Here is a 20,158-nt window from a genome sequence, read left to right as displayed (position 1 = left end):
TTAATATTTTTCGGTTTTTAATGACCTTAACAGAATGCTATAGATTTAACGGCCTAAACCCGCTAAAAAAAAACTAATTCAACCTCTTAATTTCCTTTTCACAAAATACCACTTACTTCTCTCCAAATATCTTTATGTCATCTACCATAAAAGCGCCATTTAATGTTTTGTCTTTTCCAGAACCAATATATTTAAATGCAATATGTATGTTTCCAGAATAAGCAGAAAGAGCGATTCCGCCAGAACTTATAAATTCTCGAGCAGGCGTTGAAAGCGTTGGCACTTTTGCTTCCAATTTTGTCCATTTTGCTTTGGTCACACTTGCACCGTCAAAATTGGTTGAAACATAAACCTCTAAAGTATTTAGAGGCGAATCTACTTTCAAATCATGCTGTGCACTTCTAAACGAGAGAACAGCATTTTTGTATCCTGTAAGATTTATTTTTGGTGAAACTAACCAAGCTATATTCTCAGCTGCAGTTGTACTTGTGGTATTAAATTCTGCATATCCATTTCCAGAATACACCATGCTTTTCCACAATTTTGCTGCTTTTTCAACAATATTACTCCAACCTGGAAGCGTAAAATTGACATTGTTTTTAACCGATTGAAAATCTTCAGAAAAAAATGGAGTACTTCTTTTCCCATTCATTACAATATCACTTTCATAGCGAACCATAAACTGATAATCAGAACCAAATTTTGTTAGAATACCTCTCACTTTTCCACTTCCCTCTGGTACAAAATGATCTGCAAATTTTGCATAAGCGCTTGTTCTAAAAATAATCTGATTTCCTGTTTTATCCCTCAAATACCAATTCGTTGAACCTCCTACATTATTGGATTCTTCAAAATAATGGCGTCCTAATGCCGCTTCTGTAAATTCAACATCATTTAATTCAATCAAAGTATTTAGTTTAGAATCTGAAAACGCCTCTTCCACAGAAAGTGATTTTACCAATTGATTCTCGTCTATAGTTGTACAGGAAGCATTTAACACATTTCTATATTCATTTTGAGAAATCCTTCCAATTGTCGGGTCTCCAGCATTGCTCACATACAAACTTCCGATTCTTAAACCACCATAATACAAATCTGTAAATTGATTTTTAAGTTTTACAAACACTTTATTTCCCACTCGATAATCAATGTAAGTATTGGTGGCATCAACTGGAGCACTAAAACCAATAGCAGGCGCATTTTCAGTTTCTTTTGTCTGTAATGAAATCGTTTTGAAAAAATTACCTCCTTCATCACTCGATACAACATAAGCTTCTATGATATCATCATATAAATATTGTTTAGCAGTCGTTCCCGAAAGCTCACATACTTTTGCTACCGATTTGTTTACAGTAAAATTAGGTTGATTACATTTTAATTCTGGTGTTTCAACCTCATTACTGCAACCATACAGTAACGATATAACAAAAAATAAAATTAGTTTTTTCATGAGGAATAGGTTTATAAACCGATTGTAAGATTTAGAAAATAAGTTCGGCCATAGCCATAATAATATCTTGGTCCAAAAGATGGCGTTCCACTAGATGCGTCCTGATTTAGTGCTCTAAAATTGGCATTTCTTGCCTGTTCAAAACCACCAGTTTTATACATTAAATCGAAAACATTATTTATGCTGGCAAAAAGCCCCACATATTTTTTATGAATACGCCAAGATTTGCCTCCGCTAAAATTTAGTAATGTAGCAGGATTAAACTTTTCTTGTTTTAACAATTCATTTCCTCTTTCAGATGTTGCTTCAGGAAAAGGAAAACTATTGGCTGGATTGATATAAAATTGAGAAGTACGAGAAATTGGTGAAACATCAATATAGCTTTCTGCCAAATAATTGATGTTGCCTCCAATCCACCAGAACTTTGGATCACGATATTCTAATCCAAAAGAATAAGCCTGCTGTGGAGTCCCTGGCTGCTTATAGTTCTTTAAATAAGCGCTTCCAAAATCAAAAGTTGTTTGCGCTCCTTCTTTCGCTCTATTGGCATCGTTTACAATCATTACATTCGGATTGCTATTGTAGATGTAATTCCCGAATGCTGCAGATAAAGTTGTTTTTACTGTTGGCCAAATCTGATACTCAAAACTTAATTCTGCTCCAATATTTTTCTTATCCAAATTGGTCAAAGTCTGACTTACAAATGCATTGGTTGAATCATAACCCGAACCGTTGTCAAAAATTCCTTCTGCATAGAAGTAAGAAGTTTTCGAAGTGTTTTTAATCAAAGAATAATATGCTGTTAAACGTAATTTGAGTTTTGCAGAACGGTATACATAATTAGCCTCGGCACTACTGATATTTTCACTTTCGATTCCGTCAACGACATTATTATTTAAGCGTGAATTTGAAAACGTATTTCGAAGCGAAGGCGCTCTGGTAAAATGTGCAGCATTAAAAAACAACAATTGTTTTCCTGAAATTTTATAGGTGAAACCTCCTTTGAAGCCGAAATTCTCAAAATTTACTTTCTCACTTTTTCCTAGCGAATTTGTTGGATACAATCCGTTTTGATATAACCCTTCTCTTTGGTAATCTGACATGGAATAGGATTGCGCCAAAAAGAATTCTGTTTTATTATAGCTAAATTTAAACTGCGCAAAAACATCTAAATTATTCGCCAGTAAATTATAATTGTATCCGTAAATATCTCCTTTTGCGGCTTGGCGATTTGGATGCTGCAAATCGGATTGCGAAAGGCTTCCTTTATAAAACGGATCAATATCTTCAAAATAAGCGCCACCAAGAAGATCTAATAAATATTGAAAATTATGAGATTTTAATTTCTTAAAAGTAAATCCGCCATCAAAAGAAATATTGGGAGTTATCTGTGTATTCAGATTTGAATTTACTGCCAAAGTCTGATCATCTGTTCGGTCTTCATAAAGCACATAATGACTTTGAGCAGGCAAATAACCATTTTGCCCTATTTTTTGATTGGCAAAATACATCTCATCCCAATTTATCTGTGACTGGTCCAGAAATGCCACTTTGTTTTTTTCTGCATTTTCATAGTCTGGAATAAACGCACCCGAAAATTCGCCTTGATCTTTCGCGTAAAGCGAACTAAAATAGCTTGGCATTTTTTTGTAATAAACAGGATCGGGACTATCAGCATTTTGATAATCTATATTGCTATTTCCAACTTTTCCAAATTGATACATAATGGCAGAATTCAGGTTGGTTTTATCATCAATTTTAAAATAATGATTCAGCATAAAGAGCGGCTCTTCTACATTTTTTATTCTTGCATTTCTCTTTTTACCATTCTGAAATCCCCAGTACGAATTGTATTTTTCGCCGATTAAATCAGTTACCTCAGCCGTGTTAGCAGAATTTTTTCCGCGAGAATTTGGCGTGTAAAATCCTGTAAAATTGAAAGAATGCCTATGGTTTAGCTTCTTTTCGACACTAAGAAAAAAAGAGTTGGCATCGAAATTGGTTCCTTCAAAATACCCTTCATCTGCCCAGCGTTTTCCAGCCGAAACTACAAAAGCCCAACCAGAAGCATTCATTCCCGAAGCATATGTTCCTATTGCCCGCCATAAATAAGTGGTATTGCTTCCCGAAAATGTTAGTGATGTTCCTTTTCTATACAAAGAAGCACGAGTAAAAATCTGTTGTGTTCCTAAAACGCCTCCAAAAGTATAATTGGAAGCTGCTGTTCCTACTGAGAATTCCTGATTTCGGAGCACATTATTTAAACCGCCCCAATTTCCCCATTGTGGTCTGCCATCGTAAATTTTATTCATTGGCATTCCGTTAAGCATCGTGATGGCGTTTTCGCTATCTAAACCGCGAACACGAAATCTAGCCTGTCCCCAATTGAATGCCGATGCCTGCATAAAAGCATCTCTTGAAGATTGTAAAAGTCCAGATGTCATTTCTGAGGAACTATTATCATCTGAAAAATCATTATCTGAGAGCGTAATCAATGCAGCCGGAACCTCGTCTGAATAAGTGTCTTCTAATTGTAAAATTCCAAGATCAATATCTTGCCCAGAATTAGACTTTACTTTTAAAAGAAAATCTTTGTATCCTTGACTTCTTAGTAAAAGCAGCTGTTCTTTTTTGGGAAATATATGAAGTTCAAATTTCCCTGTTTTTGACGTAAGCTGCATCACGGCTGTGTTCTGTATCGTTACCACTACACTTTCCAACGGATTCTGTGTTCGGGCATCAATAACAATTCCTGTTACCGTAATTTCTTTCTGCGAAAAAGCAAAATTAAAGAACCAAAAAATAAAGAAGACTGCGTATTTTTTTACCATTAAAACCTATTATTAACTTTGAAAATATTCTAGGATTACAATCCTTAATTCAAAAGATAAAATTGGTTTTTGGAAAAAAAAAAATTTCAAACTTCAGCGCTTGAAGTTTGAAATTCAAAAATAAACAAAATATTTAATTGTAATTAAATTCTTTCAAATTTATTTTAATATAATGAAAGAATAGTTAAAAGAAGTCAATTTTACAAAGGGAGTTCATTACGCTTCAGTTCTAATTTTAGAAACCATAAAAGCGATTAGAACACCAAAAATTCCGATAAAGGCAAAAGAAAACTGCAGTCCGAAACTTTGTGCAATGTGTCCAATAACTGGTGGCCCCATTAAGAAACCTAAGAAACTTACACTCGAAACAATAGTTAAAGCCTCTCCAGCTGGAACTGTTGGGTTTTTACCTGCAATACTATATACTGTAGGAACGATCGTTGCAACGCCCAAACCTACAAACATAAAGGCAATGGTACACGGAATGATATAAGGAAGAAAAACAGCTGTAAAAAGTCCAGCTGAAATCATAACTCCACTGATCTGCATAACGCGTTCACGTCCAAATTTATTGATTAATCCGTCGCCAAGAAATCTTCCGCTAGCCATCATAATCATAAAAGAAGTGTAGCCTAAAACCACCAATGGTCCAGGTGCTTTTACAATATCTTTAAAGTAAACGCCGCTCCAGTCGAACATAACGCCTTCGCTGGCCATACTGCAGAATCCGATAACACCTAACCAAAGTAAAGCGGTATCTGGTTTTACAAATAGCTTTTTGCCTTCTTCTTTTGGTTTCTTTTTTTCTTTGGCTCTAACCAAAAATTTAAAGTTAAATGCCACCATTAATAAAACAATCCCGGCTACAATAATAAAATGATGCAGCGGACTTAAATTTAAAGCCAGCATTCCCAAACCTACCAACGCGCCCGTAAATCCCGCAAAACTCCACATTCCGTGAAAAGAGGACATGATTGTTTTTTTAAACAAAACTTCAGTATAAACCCCTTGCGTGTTTACGGCAATATTGGCAAGATTTCCGAACACGCCAAACAAAAATAATCCTAATGATAATTGTAACGATGTTGTCGCCAAACCTAAATTGATTAAGCACAAAACATACATAATTAAAGAGAAAATTAGAATACGATGGCTGCCGAATTTGGTTACCATTTTTCCTGAAAAAGGCATAACAATTAGCTGTCCAACCGGAAGTGCAAAAAGAATAGAACCTAAATCTCCTTCTGTTAAATGCAAAGCTGTTTTGATATCTGGAATTCTACTAGCCCATGTGGCAAAACTCAAACCCATTCCGAAATAAAACATTCCAACAGCAAAACGAATCCGATTTAAATAGGAAGCCTTGGCTTCTCTAAATACTTTCTTGATTTTGGCTTTAGTCTGAAAAAGCGATAATGGATTAATGTTTAACAGCATATTGAATTTTATTGGAATAGGATCAAAAATACTAAAAACGCTCGTTAAAGTGCATAAAGTCTAAGGTTATACACAATATACAACGTTATTGTTTATAAATTCAAAGGTTTTGAGTTGAATTCTTATTCCTAAAATTACAATTTTTCGGCTTTAGTAGAATTATAACTGGTTTGATTTTTTTAAGAAAATAAAAAAGGGATAATCTCAAAAATTAAGACATCCCCTTTTATTTATATTTCTCTGTTCCGTAGGAACATTTCGTTGGTAAAAAAATCGTTGCCAATATTTTACGTTCCGTAGGAACGTTTGAGACATTAGATTATTAAAAAATAATGCGCAAAATCAAACGTTCCTACGGAACGTAAATGCACCTGAATATTATTTTTTTCTACTACCGACGAGACATTCCTACGGAATGTTTTTAGGATATGCCTATTACTTTTTGCTGGGCATTACTCGCAATTGCAGCTTCTATAACCTGCATTACTTTTACACCTTCGTCTGCGGTAACAGGTTCTGTTTTATTGTTTGCAATAGAATCATAAACGCCATCGAAGAAACTGAAATAATTGCCTTGAAGCGTTGGTATTTTTTCTCGCATAATTTTACCGTCTATTTCGGTGTGTAAAAGTCCCTGTAAACTTTCATCTTCTGTTCCCCAAGAATCTAGGTTCGGTTTTTTACCAATTTTCAATTCGTCTTCCTGAACATCTCCGCGAGGTTTTAAGAAAGAACCTTTTTTTCCGTGAATGGTATATGCCGGATTGGCTTCTCTCACAAAAAATCCTGCTTTTAAACGGACTCTGAAATTAGAATAAAACAAAGTCAGATCGATCCAGTCGTCTACAACAGAATTTTCTCTCGTAACTCGAATATCTCCAAAGACAGCTTTTGGACAGCCAAATAAACTAACCGCCTGATCTATAATATGTGGTCCTAAATCTTTTAGAACTCCTGCTCCATCATTGGCAGTTTCTTTATGCGCTTTTGGGCTCAATAACGGATTGTATCGGTCAAAATGAAATTCGGCTTCCACTAAATCTCCCAAAAGACCATCATCGATTACTTTTTTAACGGTTTTAAAATCGCTATCCCATCTTCTGTTCTGGAAAACAACCAATTTCAATCCTTTTTCTTTCGCGATTTTTGCCAATTCTTTTGCTTCTTCAGCCGTTGTGGTAAATGCTTTTTCTACAACAGCATGTTTTCCTGCCAAAAGCACTTTTTTAGCATATTCGTAATGCGTTCCAACTGGCGTATTCACAATTACCAAATCGACATCATCGTTTAATAATTCGTCCAGCGAAGCATAGCTTTTTACGTATGGATAATCTTCTTGAATTAATTTTTTGCTTCTTTCCCAAGAACCTAAAAGTTCAAATCCTTCGTGAATATCTAAAAACGGAGCGTGGAAAACTTTCCCCGACATTCCGTATGATAATAGTGCTGTCTTTATCTTTTGCATGTTGTTATGTTTTTTTTGCCACAGATTATATGGATTAAAAAGGATTTTCTGTCTGCCACGAATTACACAAATTTTCACTAATTTTTTTAAGTTTCTGAACGCAACGATTTGTGAAAATTTGTGCAATTCGTGGCGAAAAAAAAAAATTAAAAAAAATCATTTTAATCTGTGGCTAATAAAAATATTTAAAGTTTAGCTCTTTCGTATTGTTTTGGCCATTGAATATCGTCGTTTAGTTCTTTAGCAAAATCCAACGGAAGGTTTGGTTTTCTTAAAGATTCTCTGGCGAACAGAATTAAATCGGCTTGACTGTTATTTAAAATTTCTTCGGCTTGTTTGGCTTCTGTAATTAAACCCACTGCGCCTGTAGAAATTCCTGCTTCTTGTTTTACTTTTTCTGCAAAAGGAACCTGATAGCCTGGCCCTAATGTGATTTTCTGATGCGAAACTAATCCGCCTGACGAAACATCAATTAAATCTACTCCTTTTTCTTTTAATATTTTAGAAAGCTGCACAGATTCTTCTGGATTCCAACCATTTTCTGCCCAGTCGGTTGCTGAAATTCTAACCAACAAAGGTAGGTCTGAAGGCCATTCTGACTGTACTGCTTCTACAACTTCTATTGTAAAACGAATTCTGTTTTCAAAACTTCCGCCATATTCATCTGTTCTTACATTTGTTAAAGGCGATAAAAATTGGTGCAATAAATATCCGTGAGCCGCATGGATTTCTACAACCTGATATCCTGCTTCGACTACTCTTTTGGTTGCCGTTTTAAAATCGGAGATCACTTTCTGGATTCCGTTTTTATCTAACGTTTCTGGAAGAAAGGGTTCGTTGTCATGATACGGAATCGCACTTGGCGCAACGGTTTGCCATCCGCCTTGAGCGAAATCTAATTTTTTATTTCCCAACCATGGAGCCGAAACACTTGCTTTTCTTCCTGCATGCGCTAACTGAATTCCTGGAATCGAATTTTGAGAAACAATAAAAGCATTGATTTGTTTTAGTTTTTCGATGTGTTCGTCTTTCCAGATTCCTAAATCGGCTGGAGAAATTCTCGCTTCTGGAGAAACCGCCGTCGCTTCCTGAATAATAAGCCCTGCACCTCCACTGGCACGGCTTCCTAGATGAACCAGATGCCAATCGTTTGCAAATCCGTCAACGGCAGAATACTGGCACATGGGCGAGATTGCAATTCTATTTTTTAAAGTGATATTTTTTATAGTAAGCGGAGAAAATAATTTCGTTGCCATATACGTGTAACTTTTAATGAGTTTATACTGCCAATTGATTAAGGCAGTGTTCAAAAAGTAAAGTTACAGTATCTTGTTAAAACGAGAAATCGAAATGTTTATTAATTAACAAACATTTAAATCAAATTCTGCTTATTCCACAAATTGAAATACTCCGTTTTTTGTTCTAACAAATCAAAATGATTTCCAGATTCCACAATTGAACCATTTTTCATAACTAATATAGTATCTGCATTGGCTATTGTGCTCAAGCGATGTGCAATGACGATTATAGTTTTTCCTGAGGATTTAAAATTATCAATAACATCTTTCACCATTTTTTCTGAATGAGTATCTAATGATGCAGTCGCTTCATCCATTAATAAGATTTCAGGATTTTTATACAATGCTCTTGCAATGGCAATTCTTTGTTTTTGTCCGCCCGAAAGCATCGCTCCGTTTTCACCAATCTGTGTTTCAAAACCGTTTGGCAATTTTTCGACAAACTCATGAATTCCAAGTTGTTTTGAGAGCTCTAAAATTCTCTGAATATTAGGAAAAGATTCCCCTAAAGCAATGTTTTCTATAATATTTCCAGAAAACAAATTAAGCTGTTGGGGAATAACACCAACAATTTTTCTTAAACTCTTATAATGAACATGTTGAAGATCAAAATCTCCAATATTAATTTTACCTTCTTTTATTGGGTAAAGATTTTGCAAAAGCGAAATTAAAGTCGTTTTTCCGCTACCACTTTCACCTACAATAGCTGTTGTTTGGTTTTTCTTGAATACAGCATTAAAATTTTTAAAAACTTCGACTCGAGATCCATAACGAAAAGAAACATTTTCAAATTTTATATCTCCCAAATTTTCTTTTGATAATTCAATTTTGTTTTCTGTTTCTTCTCTTTCCAAATCCATGATTTCAAAAAGTCTGTCTGCTGCAATTAGTGCATTTTGTGCTGTTTTATTCATATTAATTAAGGATGCAACGGGCGATGTAAAATAACCGATTAACGCATAAAAAGAAAACAATTCTCCAGGAGTAATTGATCGGTCGATTACATAACCTGAACCAATCCACATTAAGATTACAGTAAATACAGATGCCAGAAACTGTGTCGATGTTGCGGCAAAAATGCCATTTAGACCAGATTTATAGGTTATGAATAATAGTTTTACAAATTTGTTTTCGGTTTTTAAATTTGAAAACTCTTCAATCCCAAATTCCTTTACAGTTCTAACATGCGTAATGCTTTCAACTAATTGTGTTTGTAATTCTGCCGCATTCTCCATTATGTTTCTTTCAACCTTTTTGTTGAATTTATTTAGCAGAAAATAAACAAAAACATAAAACGGAATAACCAGAATAATGACCAAAGCCAATTTCCAATAATAAGTAAACATTAATGCAAATGAAAAGACAACAATAAAAACATTTACAATCATTTCGATTGCGGTTTCATTTATAAAGGATCTTATTTTTACAGCGTCATTTATTCTTGATGTGATTTCTCCAATCTGCATGGTATCAAAAAATCGTTGAGGCAGATGAAGCAAATGTTTATAATACCCTAAGATTAATTTAGCATCGATTAACTGACCTGTTTTCATCACAAAAATGCTTTTCTTTGAGCCAATATACACTTGAAGCAAAATAATAGCTATCATAGAGATACTTAATAAATTAAGAAGATTTCTATTGCCATCAACTAAAACATAATCTGTTATTTTTTGAATATAGATAGACATAGCCAATCCTAAAACTGTAAATACTATAGCGCCAATTAATGCTTGAATTAATATAGTTTTGTGTGGCTGAATTAAATTCCAAAACCTTTTAATAGGTGACGTTTTTTCATCTACTATTTTAAAATCATCATTTGGTGCAAAAAGAATTAAAACACTTGTCCATATTTTTTGAAATTCTTCAAAAGTGTATGTTCCCATTTTGCCAAAACCTGGATCCATAACCGTGATTGTAGATTTTTCAACTTTGTAAATAACTACATAATGTTGCAATTGCTCTTTTACAATAATATGGGCAATAGCAGGAAGCGGTATTTTATCTAAAGAGTCTAAACCTCCTTTTACTCCTTTTGCTGTAAAACCCATTTTCTCGGCAGCTTCAATTATTCCAAGAACATTCGTGCCTCGCTTATCTGTGTTGGCATACTGACGAATTCTCGCTATTGGAAGATTAACTTTGAAATGGTTTCCAATAGATGCCAAACAAGCAGCGCCACAATCTTTAATATCATGTTGTTTTATTTTTATTGAAGCCATTTAATTTTAAGCTGATAGTTGTTTTGGGTTGAGCCAATTGTCTATTTTGTCAAATAGCAAATCGAATAAACTTCGGCGTGTAATTATATATCTCGTAGTTAAGGTCATTCCTTTTGAAACATCAGTCTTATATCCTGATTTTAGATGTAAAGTTTTAGAATCTAATGCACAGCGAACTTTAAAAAAAGCTTGCTCTCCCTGCATTGTTATATTTTGGTCAATATCAATTACTTTCCCTTCCAATAACCCCCATTGATTATAATTAAAAGCATCTATTTGAAATTTTACTTTTTGATTTTTCTTTATCAAACCAATATCGTTTGGAGAAACATTATTCTCAACAATAAGATGATCTGGAGAAGAAATTGTTGCAATAGATTGCGATACGTTTATAAAAGAACCTTTTTGAATCCCTGAAAAGTTTTCTATAGTTCCAGAAATGGGAGCCAAAACGAAATAATTATTGGCCTCAACGTTTATTTTAGCAACAGTTCCATTAAGATTTTTTAATCGTTCTTCTAAATCTCTTTTCTGATTTTCCCATGTTGATTTTTGCTGACTTATAAAACTTTGCAATGCTTGTTTGGCTAAGCTTAACTCATATTCATATTTTTCAAAATCTGCTTTTGCGATAATATCTTTATCGTACAAAATCTTATTTCGGTCATAATTTATCTGAGCGTGAGAAATTTTGCTTTGCAGTTCATTTTTTCCAGATTGAAATTTAAATAAATCTTCACGCGCTGTGGATGTCTGTAATTGTGATGGCTTATTTTGTAAAAGATTTGAAATATCACTTAACAACAACAAAACAGAGCTTGACAATGTATCTTGGGTTCTTTTATCGCTTTCCAAATTTTCTTTAGAGATCTTTAAAAGTGTATCTCCTTTTTTTACAAAAACATTATTCTTTAAAGCTATCCAATTTATTCTGCCACTTACAATTGTTGTAACAGGAACATTATCTATTTTACTTCGAATTATTCCTCTACTCTGACTGCTTATATCTAATTTAATTACTGGCAATAATCCCAAAAAAGTGATAACAGCAAGAAGAATTATCAAATAAATTGAAAAGCTTTTTGTTTTGTTTTTTGCAATAAGATTTTCGAGAGTGTTTATAGGGTCTGAACTAAACTGCATATCAATTAATTTACGGTGCTTGTCAATAAATTAAATATCGTATTCTCCAGAATTGTAATTATCAATTATTGCCTTTGCTTTTTCATAATCTTCTTCAGCTACTTTTAGTTTTATAGCATTTATATCTCCAACTAAAACTCCCCATGGGTTCAAAACAGACATTAGTGATGCATCTTCAAAAACTTGAATAGAAAAACTTTCCAATAACATTTTCAAAACAGTTGCTTCTTCTTTACTTCCTTGATGAATAGATATTCTTCTTTCTTGCTGGATCACTTTATTTCATTTTAATCTATGATCATAAAACCAACTTTGCTCTTATGATCTAATAATTTATGATTTAAACCTACTTTGAATATTAAATAAGCATAGATAAAGTCTCCGACTGCACCTAAAGTCATGGAAAAGCCAATAAATAAAAAAGTCAAATTATTATAAAGAAATCCATAAATTGAAGGCAATAATCCAAGAATAAAAAATGGTGCAAGTGCAACAACTAACATCTTCTTGGATTCTAACGGTTCTATACAATTTGCAAAAGGCATTAAATATTTCTTAATGAAACCAAATTTTACCGATTGCCATCCTTCTTTTGAAAAAAGCGCCATAAAAATTCCATGTATAATTTCATGCACAAGTATACCTACGCAAATAATTAAATTAGGAACCAATAAAATTAAAAGTACGTTTAGTTTTTTATTATCAAAAAACTGAAATGTTTGCTTTACTACTTTCAAATTCGCTGCAAAAATCTCATTCCATGTCAAATACAAAACAAATAGGAAAAGCAAAACAATCGGAACACTTATTAGCATTCCTAAAATTTGAACTTTTTTAGAATCAATAGAGATTTCTTTCATTTTCTATGATTTTATAATTTCTAGCAACTCCTGTGGAATTTTCAATTTATTTTTTGGAAAGAGATTAGTTTTAAAGAGTTAATGGCATATATAATATACAAGCTTGCCACACACATAACCTGCCCAATACAATAAAAATGACATTGCAACTATCAATAAAACAATTTTAAGAAAGGGGTCTTCTTTTAAAAATCCTTTAGAAAAATTCATAACTATTTATTTTTTAATTTTTTGTTTTTTATTAACTATATATATAAAAAACAAAACCGTTAACGAACAAGAAATTCCGATTAAAAAAGAGCTAATGTGTTTTTCAGGATATTCTCTTAATATAACAATCGTAATGAAATATATTATTCCTAAAATGAAGATAATTTTTTTTTTCATAAACAAGGGTATTTAAACCTCTTCTGAGGATGTATTTTAAATTTTTATGAAACTGTCCAAGTTAGGGACAGTTTCATTCTTAAAGTTTTATAAAACCGAAGCTAAAAATCCGGCAAATGCTAAGCCACAAGCAATGCCTTCAACAAAATCTTTTAAATGAGATCCTCCTTCAATTTGGATTAACTCAATTTCATTTAATTGTTCTAATTCTAAATTCTCTGTTTTCATTGTTACATTTTTCTAATTAATTATTGTGCCATAACATATGCCAAACATGCTCCTGCTGCCCATGGAAAAGCTACTGCTGCTACACCAGCCCAGAAACAAGGTTCATGACCTCCTACTACTTCTTCTAATTCCTGAACATTAAGTTCAACTAAATTCAATTCTTCTAAATTCATAACTTTAAAATTTAAATGGTTAATTAATAAATCCAACAAAATTCATTTTCTCGAGAAGCATTTTGTTAGAGCAAACTTATTAGACTTCCGTCCAATAAACTTGGACGCAAGTTAGAACCGCCAAAAATTTCTCTTGATTCATCATCTTTTATTGTTTTTAGCGAAAAAATTAATATCAATTCAAAAGGAGTTTCATAATAAAATGTCTCCCTCTTTTTACAATATTTTACTGGCGCATCGAGTTCTTTTATAAGATCTAGCTCGTTATAAAACTGGCTTCGGCTCAAACATAACCTTTTGGCAAATGTTAAAGGAGAGCCTGTTTTTTCTCCGCAAATTAACTTATGCATTTTTTTGATTCTTTCAATTTGTCTAATAAAATTCATATTCTCACTGTAAAAAATTAATAAAACAAAAAAGTCTTTAAGAAATTCAAAATAGTTTTGTTAACTATTTAAGAATAATCTTTTAAGCTTAAAAAATGAAATTAGAATTGAAATTTTAAAAACACCTCCCCAATAAGTTTTAAAAATATCAGAATAGGACATTTTGTAACATTTTCATGCAATGAAGTACTAATACAATAAGTGAGATTTACTTTTTGTTTAATAAAAACTAATGTAATTATTAACAAACATTTAAAACCTTAAACACTATCTTGCACTCTTATATTAAAATAGAAAACGCTACTTTTGTGCGTTAAATACGAATTAAAAACAAAAAATGGATATAGTTATCAAACTCTCTCAATTTCTATTGAGTTTATCTTTACTTATTATTCTTCATGAATTAGGGCATTTTATCCCTGCTAAATTGTTTAAAACCAGAGTCGAAAAATTTTATTTGTTTTTTGATGTTAAATACTCACTTTTCAAAAAGAAAATCGGAGAAACAGAATACGGTATCGGATGGCTTCCGCTGGGTGGTTATGTGAAAATTTCTGGAATGATAGACGAAAGTATGGACAAAGAGCAAATGGCGCTTCCGCCTGAGCCTTGGGAATTTCGTACTAAACCGGCTTGGCAGCGTTTAATTATTATGCTTGGCGGTGTTACTGTAAACTTTATTCTAGCTTTTATTATTTATATCGGAATGGCATTTGCTTACGGAGATACTTACATTGCAAACTCTGACTTAAAAGATGGTGTTGCGATTGAAAATCCTGCTATGCTTAAAGCTGGTTTTAAAACTGGCGATAAAATTATTTCTATTGATGGTAAAGCGGTAGAAAACTTTGACAGCGATATGAACATGAATGTAATCATGGCGAAACACGTTTTGATTGAAAGAAACGGACAACAGCAAACGATTACTATGCCAACTGATTTTGTTGATCAGCTTTCTAAAACAGAAAAAGGGCTTCTTGTTGGAATTCGTAGACCTTTTGCAATTAGCCAAATTGCGGAAGATTCTCCAAACCAAAATTTAAAACCAAAAGATTTGATTCTTTCTCTTAATGGACAAAAAATTAAATATTTTGATGAAGCTAAAGCTGTTTTGGATATGAACAAAGGAAAACAAATTCCTGCAGTTGTTTTACGTGATCTAAAAGAAACTCCAATTACTCTAAAAGTTACTAATGATGGTAAATTAGGTGTCGTTTCTGGTGGTTTAGATATGAAATCATTAGAAAAACTAGGATACTATAAAATAAGTACAAAAGAATACGGTTTCTTCGAATCTATTCCGGTTGGTCTTCAAAAAGGAAAAGATCAATTGGTAAGTTACGGAAAACAATTGAAAATGATTTTTAATCCAGAAACTAAAGCTTACAAACAAGTGGGTGGTTTTGCTGCGATTTACAATATTTTCCCTAGTTCTTGGAGCTGGGAAGTTTTCTGGTCGATCACGGCTTTATTGTCGATTATGCTTGGAGTTATGAATTTATTGCCAATTCCGGCACTTGATGGTGGACACGTAATGTTTTTATTGTATGAAATTGTAAGTGGCAAAAAACCGAGCGATAAATTCCTAGAGAATGCGCAAATGGTTGGTTTTGTTTTACTTATTTCACTACTACTATTTGCTAATGGTAACGACATTTACAAAGCCATTGTAGGCAAGTAAAAAAAAGTCAAAAAAAGAGTGAAAATGTTTTTGAGAAACTAAAAATAGTTTTATATTTGCACTCGCTAAAAAGAGCAACACTTTCCTCCTTAGCTCAGTTGGTTAGAGCATCTGACTGTTAATCAGAGGGTCCTTGGTTCGAGCCCAAGAGGGGGAGCAACTTTTTTTAGCAAACATATTTACCTTTAAGGTGATTCCTCCTTAGCTCAGTTGGTTAGAGCATCTGACTGTTAATCAGAGGGTCCTTGGTTCGAGCCCAAGAGGGGGAGCTTATTAAATACCACTTACAAATTGTAAGTGGTATTTTTTTTATCCCTATACCATGAATCATATTGTATATATTTTACACTCCCTAAAGCTTAATCGCTATTATATTGGTTATACAACTAATTTTGACTTAAGATTGGAATTTCACAAAAATTCACCTTCCAACAAATTTACAGCAAATGCAAATGACTGGACTTTGTTTCTTAGTTTTGACTGTACCAACAAAACCCAAGCACTTTCAATAGAAAAGCATATCAAAAACATGAAGAGCAAAACTTATATTGAAAACTTAATCAAGTATCCCGATATTATTTTAAAACTGAAAGAAAAATACAACTAACTTGTTAATCAGAGCCCCGATAGCTATCGGGGTTGGTTCGAGCCCAAGAGGGGGAGCAAAAAAGACTATCAGAAATGATGGTCTTTTTTTTTTGCCCAAATTCCAATATTATAGGACTGCTTATTTAACCGCAATGGTCGCAAAGATTTAACGCAGAGAACGCTAAGGTTTTTTTTATCCGAGACTTAATAGGAATCTATAAAAGAGATCACAAAGGTCGCCAATCTTTGCCAATCTTTGCCGATATGCGAGTGTGATCCTTCGTTCCTCAGGATGACAAACTGTAGGTAAAACAAAAAAAAATTCGCAAAGCATTATCTACACAAAGCTTTGCGAACTTAATCTTTAGATTTTGACTAAACTCCAAATTAAAATACCTTTGTGCTCTTTGCGTAAATCTTAGCGCACTTTGCGTTAAAAAAATTAACCCAATCTTGTCATCCTGACGAAGGAAGGATCGCACTAGAAACTCTACAAAGCATATTTCCAATCTGTGTCGATATGCGAGTGTGATCCTTCGTTCCTCAGGATGACAAACTGTAGGTAAAACAAAAAAATTCGCAAAGCATTATCTACACAAAGCTTTGCGAACTTAATCTTTAGATTTTGGCTAAACTCCACATTAAAATAGCTTTGTCCTCTTTGCGTAAATCTTAGCGCACTTTGCGTTAAAAAAATTAATACAATCTTGTCATCCTGACGAACGAAGGATCGCACTAGAAACTCTACAAAGCATATTTCCAATCTGTGTCGATATGCGAGTGTGATCCTTCGTTCCTCAGGATGACAAACTGCAGGTAAAACAAAAAATTCGTAAAGCATTATCTACACAAAGCTTTGCGAACTTAATCTTTAGATTTAGCTCAAAATGACCTTAGCGAACTTTGCGTAAACCTTAACGCCCTTTGCGTTAAAAAAACTAACACAATCTTGTCATCCTGACGAACTGTAGGTAAAACAAAAAAATTCGCAAAACTTTATACACACAAAGCTTTGCGAACTTAATCTTTAGATTTAGCTCAAAATAATCTTAGCGTTCTTTGCGGTAAAAAAACTTTGCGTAAAATCTTAGCCTCCTTTGCGGTTAGAAAAAAAACTTCACACACAAAGAAAACCCTATTTCATACTCAAAGTTTCACTCTTAAACCTTTTCATTAAAGTATTTGCTTTTTCATTTTCATTTATTGCTTTTAAGGACTGAGCATATCTGTAATAATAAATAACCTCCAAATCTTTGGCTTCTTCAAATAACTGAGCGTAATAACCAGCCGCAGCACTTAGATTGCCTTCAAAATAAAAACGGTCGGCTACTTTTTTTAGCATATCGATAGATTTATACCCTTTATCAATAACCTTTGTGTACGTGTCAACCATATTAACGGTTACGTATTTTGAAGTTGTTGGAGCGGGAGCTGTAATTTCGACTTTAACGGGCTCTACAGAGACAGACGAACTTGCAACAAGCGTTTTGGTCTCTATTGCATTTGGAGCTACCTTAGGCTTTCTTTTTACGTAATTAGGAATTACTGTTCTAGTATTGTTTGGTCCAAGATCGTAAGTATCGACCATGTCCAATTTTGAAACTTGGTAGGTAATAATTCTACCTCCAAAAAGTTTATTTATTCTCTCTTCTACATAATAAGATTGAATGACCAAATCATCATTAGAAAGACTATCCGTCAAGAGTGTCGTTTTTCCTGTTGCTGGAGAAGCGGAGGCATGGTTGGTGCGCTGAGCAAAACAGCCGAGAGAAAATACGAACGCAAGTGTACATAAAATTGCTTCATACTTTTTCATGATTTTTGAATAAAATTAGATGCCCCAATTAAAAAACTCAGCCTAAAGTTACTGATTTTCTTTTAGTTAGCTTTTATTCTGACCACGAATTACTTAGAAAACCGATAAAATACTTCTTTTTTACGCGTTTATCATTTTAACGCAGGCTTTTTGGATTTCTTCGTCTGAAAATGGTTCTAGCGCTTTTGCTAGCATTTTACTCGTTCTAATGCAGCTTAGCATTTTAATTCGTAAAGAACGGCTGTCTCCCGATTCTGTTTCTAGAAGATGCTCAAAAATCTCGGTTAAGTATTCTGTATGGTTTTTATATTCTCCGTCGAAACAAAGATCTGATACCAATCTAGCTACCGATTCTATTATTTTGTTTTGATTGGCATTGCTTTCGTTTTCTGTTTTCATGGCGTTTATTTATGGTTTTTGATTACAATTAATTATTGTACGAAAAATTGTATTTTTGTTTCGGCTAAATAAACGATAGCATACATTCTAACAAAACATCGGGTTTGGTAATTCACCAAAAAAGATAGTCTTTTACCAATATCTTAATTTTTAAGGATTTTTAATATCTTTGAAGTATGAGCACAACAGCAAAACCAAAACATATCGGGAGAAACATAAGCCGTATTAGAGAGCTTAGAGGAATGAAACAAGAAGCACTTGCCATTGCTATTGGCATGAGCCAACAGACGATTTCTAATATTGAAGGAAGCGAAACCGTTGACGATGAAAAACTAAATGTCATTGCAACAGCTTTAGGAGTTTCTGCTGAATCAATAAAAAGTTTCTCAGATGAAGGTGTCGTTAATTATTTCAATAATGTATATGACAACGATATTACCGATAGTATTGTTAATGCAAATGCGCTAGAATGCACTTTCAACCCAATTGATAAAATTGTAGAACTTTATGAGCGTTTGGTTCAGGCTGAAAAAGATAAAGTGGAGTATTTGGAGAAGTTGATGAAGGGGAAGTAAGATTGTTTCCTTTTTAAATAAATTAAACAACAAATAATCTTTCTTTATAGATATTCCGAATTACTTCCCTATTAAATAAATGATTTTACCAATTATAATTTTATGAAAATCTTTATATGGTTTCATTTACTATATATTTGCATAAAAACCTTCTCAATATAAATTTTAACAATCATTCTCATATTCTGAATTAAATTTATATGACTTAATCTGAAAATGTTTGGATGAAAATTACCTGTTAAAAAATTATATCGTTTCATAAGATCTGTTTACAGAATAAAATTAGAACAACACTAATGGCTAAAATATCTTTTAAAGTTTCAGCGAGGGCTGGTAAATTATTTGGTAGAGAAAATTTCTCCAATCCAGAAGGTGCTATTATTGAATTGGTAAAAAACGCTTACGATGCTGATGCTAACAATTGCCTTGTATTTTTTGATATTCCTACCAAAAAGATAAAAGAAAGCGATGGTAAAGAAATTGAAATCCCAATAAAGGAAAAAAGTATTCTATACATTATTGATAATGGTGAAGGAATGACAGAGGAAGTCATTAAAAACCATTGGATGCAAATTGGAACAGGAAATAAAGAAAAGGAATATATCTCAGAAGATAAACGCACAAAAACTGGTGCAAAGGGAATAGGTCGTTTTGCATTAGACAGACTTGGTTTCGAAACAGAAATGTGGACGCTTTCAAAAAATGCCAAGGATAAAACTGGCTCATTTTGGAAAATGGATTGGAATCAATTTGATGAAGCTGAAAAAGTAATTTCTGATATTGAAGCTGAACTAGAAACTATAGAAATTGACTTAAAAAACATAGTTAAATCATTTACTAATAAAAATCCACTATTAGGGGATATTATAGAAAACATAAAATTTGATAAAGGAACAATTATAAAAATTTCAAATTTAAAAGATGATTGGTTTAACGAGGAAACTTCCTCTGTTTTCAAAAGCTTGGAAGCGTTAATCCCTCCAAAAGAACTAAACATTCCTTTTGAGGTTTACTTCAAACATTTTCAACAACCGAAAGAATTTGGAAAAGTTGAAACTGCCTTTTTTAATGATTTTGATTACAAACTAAAAGCGACATATAATTCCGAAACCTTAAATATAGATTTTGAAATAACCCGAAATGAAATTGATATTCAATTATTAAAAAAGAAATATCCTGATGTTTATAAATTAAAGGATCATCCATATGATTTAGA

18 protein-coding genes and 2 tRNA genes are annotated in these 20,158 nt (G+C 33.0%); 6 read left to right on the top strand and 14 right to left on the bottom strand.

The genetic code is table 11. From position 1 onward, the window contains the following. Positions 1 to 112 precede the first annotated feature (112 nt). From BSF41_RS11240 to BSF41_RS11190, 12 genes are all read right to left on the bottom strand, one after another. Entirely contained in the window at positions 113 to 1,450 is a 1,338-nt protein-coding gene (locus BSF41_RS11240; RefSeq protein WP_095929590.1) for a DUF5689 domain-containing protein, read from the bottom strand. Between the two features lie 11 nt (positions 1,451 to 1,461). Then, positions 1,462 to 4,281, bottom strand: coding sequence for a carboxypeptidase-like regulatory domain-containing protein (locus BSF41_RS11235; protein ID WP_095929589.1), 2,820 nt, complete (start codon positions 4,279 to 4,281; stop codon positions 1,462 to 1,464). A gap of 216 nt (positions 4,282 to 4,497) precedes the next feature. Beyond that, positions 4,498 to 5,718: an MFS transporter gene (locus BSF41_RS11230; RefSeq protein ID WP_095929588.1), complete on the bottom strand. Its 1,221-nt coding sequence runs from the start codon at positions 5,716 to 5,718 to the stop codon at positions 4,498 to 4,500. 421 nt (positions 5,719 to 6,139) lie between these two features. Further along, positions 6,140 to 7,183, bottom strand: a complete 1,044-nt coding sequence (locus BSF41_RS11225; protein WP_095929587.1) for a Gfo/Idh/MocA family oxidoreductase — start codon at positions 7,181 to 7,183, stop codon at positions 6,140 to 6,142. 185 nt (positions 7,184 to 7,368) lie between these two features. Next, positions 7,369 to 8,439 carry an NADH:flavin oxidoreductase/NADH oxidase gene (locus BSF41_RS11220; RefSeq protein WP_095929779.1) on the bottom strand — a complete coding sequence of 357 codons (1,071 nt, stop codon included), beginning with the start codon at positions 8,437 to 8,439 and terminating at the stop codon, positions 7,369 to 7,371. 116 nt (positions 8,440 to 8,555) lie between these two features. Beyond that, on the bottom strand, positions 8,556 to 10,706 hold the full coding sequence (locus BSF41_RS11215; RefSeq protein ID WP_095929586.1) for a peptidase domain-containing ABC transporter: 2,151 nt from the start codon (positions 10,704 to 10,706) through the stop codon (positions 8,556 to 8,558). Positions 10,707 to 10,712: 6 nt separating this feature from the next. Beyond that, a complete protein-coding gene (locus BSF41_RS11210; RefSeq protein WP_253251810.1) occupies positions 10,713 to 11,771 on the bottom strand; it encodes an HlyD family secretion protein in 1,059 nt (352 codons plus the stop codon). Positions 11,772 to 11,879: 108 nt separating this feature from the next. Beyond that, positions 11,880 to 12,125, bottom strand: coding sequence for a putative signal transducing protein (locus BSF41_RS11205; protein ID WP_095929584.1), 246 nt, complete (start codon positions 12,123 to 12,125; stop codon positions 11,880 to 11,882). A gap of 11 nt (positions 12,126 to 12,136) precedes the next feature. Next, positions 12,137 to 12,709 (bottom strand): DUF3267 domain-containing protein, encoded by a 573-nt coding sequence (locus BSF41_RS11200; RefSeq protein WP_095929583.1) that lies wholly within the window; start codon positions 12,707 to 12,709, stop codon positions 12,137 to 12,139. Positions 12,710 to 13,183: 474 nt separating this feature from the next. After that, positions 13,184 to 13,324: a hypothetical protein gene (locus BSF41_RS23745; RefSeq protein ID WP_172426890.1), complete on the bottom strand. Its 141-nt coding sequence runs from the start codon at positions 13,322 to 13,324 to the stop codon at positions 13,184 to 13,186. Between the two features lie 20 nt (positions 13,325 to 13,344). Then, positions 13,345 to 13,497 carry a class IIb bacteriocin, lactobin A/cerein 7B family gene (locus tag BSF41_RS11195; RefSeq protein WP_141248136.1) on the bottom strand — a complete coding sequence of 51 codons (153 nt, stop codon included), beginning with the start codon at positions 13,495 to 13,497 and terminating at the stop codon, positions 13,345 to 13,347. Between the two features lie 65 nt (positions 13,498 to 13,562). Continuing rightward, positions 13,563 to 13,847, bottom strand: coding sequence for a hypothetical protein (locus BSF41_RS11190; RefSeq protein ID WP_095929778.1), 285 nt, complete (start codon positions 13,845 to 13,847; stop codon positions 13,563 to 13,565). Between the two features lie 373 nt (positions 13,848 to 14,220). On the opposite strand from BSF41_RS11190, the gene rseP reads away from it, so the two are divergent. The 4 genes from rseP (at position 14,221) to BSF41_RS11170 (ending at position 16,171) form a co-directional block, all read left to right on the top strand. Then, complete coding sequence (gene rseP, locus BSF41_RS11185; protein ID WP_095929581.1) at positions 14,221 to 15,564, top strand: RIP metalloprotease RseP; 1,344 nt, start codon at positions 14,221 to 14,223, stop codon at positions 15,562 to 15,564. Positions 15,565 to 15,647: 83 nt separating this feature from the next. Next, positions 15,648 to 15,721: transfer RNA gene (locus BSF41_RS11180), tRNA-Asn, on the top strand. Between the two features lie 38 nt (positions 15,722 to 15,759). After that, a tRNA-Asn gene (locus BSF41_RS11175) sits at positions 15,760 to 15,833 on the top strand. 53 nt (positions 15,834 to 15,886) lie between these two features. Further along, entirely contained in the window at positions 15,887 to 16,171 is a 285-nt protein-coding gene (locus tag BSF41_RS11170; RefSeq protein ID WP_095929580.1) for a GIY-YIG nuclease family protein, read from the top strand. Positions 16,172 to 17,287: 1,116 nt separating this feature from the next. Here BSF41_RS11170 and BSF41_RS11160 read toward each other — a convergent pair. Both BSF41_RS11160 and BSF41_RS11155 read right to left on the bottom strand, forming a co-directional pair. Then, entirely contained in the window at positions 17,288 to 17,968 is a 681-nt protein-coding gene (locus BSF41_RS11160; RefSeq protein WP_095929578.1) for a hypothetical protein, read from the bottom strand. A gap of 120 nt (positions 17,969 to 18,088) precedes the next feature. Continuing rightward, positions 18,089 to 18,367 carry a hypothetical protein gene (locus BSF41_RS11155; protein WP_095929577.1) on the bottom strand — a complete coding sequence of 93 codons (279 nt, stop codon included), beginning with the start codon at positions 18,365 to 18,367 and terminating at the stop codon, positions 18,089 to 18,091. Between the two features lie 176 nt (positions 18,368 to 18,543). Between BSF41_RS11155 and BSF41_RS11150 the strand changes: the two genes are divergently transcribed. Next, positions 18,544 to 18,942 (top strand): helix-turn-helix domain-containing protein, encoded by a 399-nt coding sequence (locus tag BSF41_RS11150; protein WP_095929576.1) that lies wholly within the window; start codon positions 18,544 to 18,546, stop codon positions 18,940 to 18,942. A 296-nt stretch (positions 18,943 to 19,238) separates the two neighbouring features. Continuing rightward, positions 19,239 to 20,158: ATP-binding protein (locus BSF41_RS11145; protein ID WP_172426889.1), on the top strand; the 920-nt coding region annotated here is incomplete at its 3' end.

This window comes from Flavobacterium sp. ACN2 (assembly GCF_002303885.1).
Taxonomy (GTDB): Bacteria; Bacteroidota; Bacteroidia; order Flavobacteriales; family Flavobacteriaceae; genus Flavobacterium.
The sequence above is the reverse complement of the archived record's forward strand: the minus strand, read 5'-3'. Positions and strand labels throughout refer to the sequence as shown.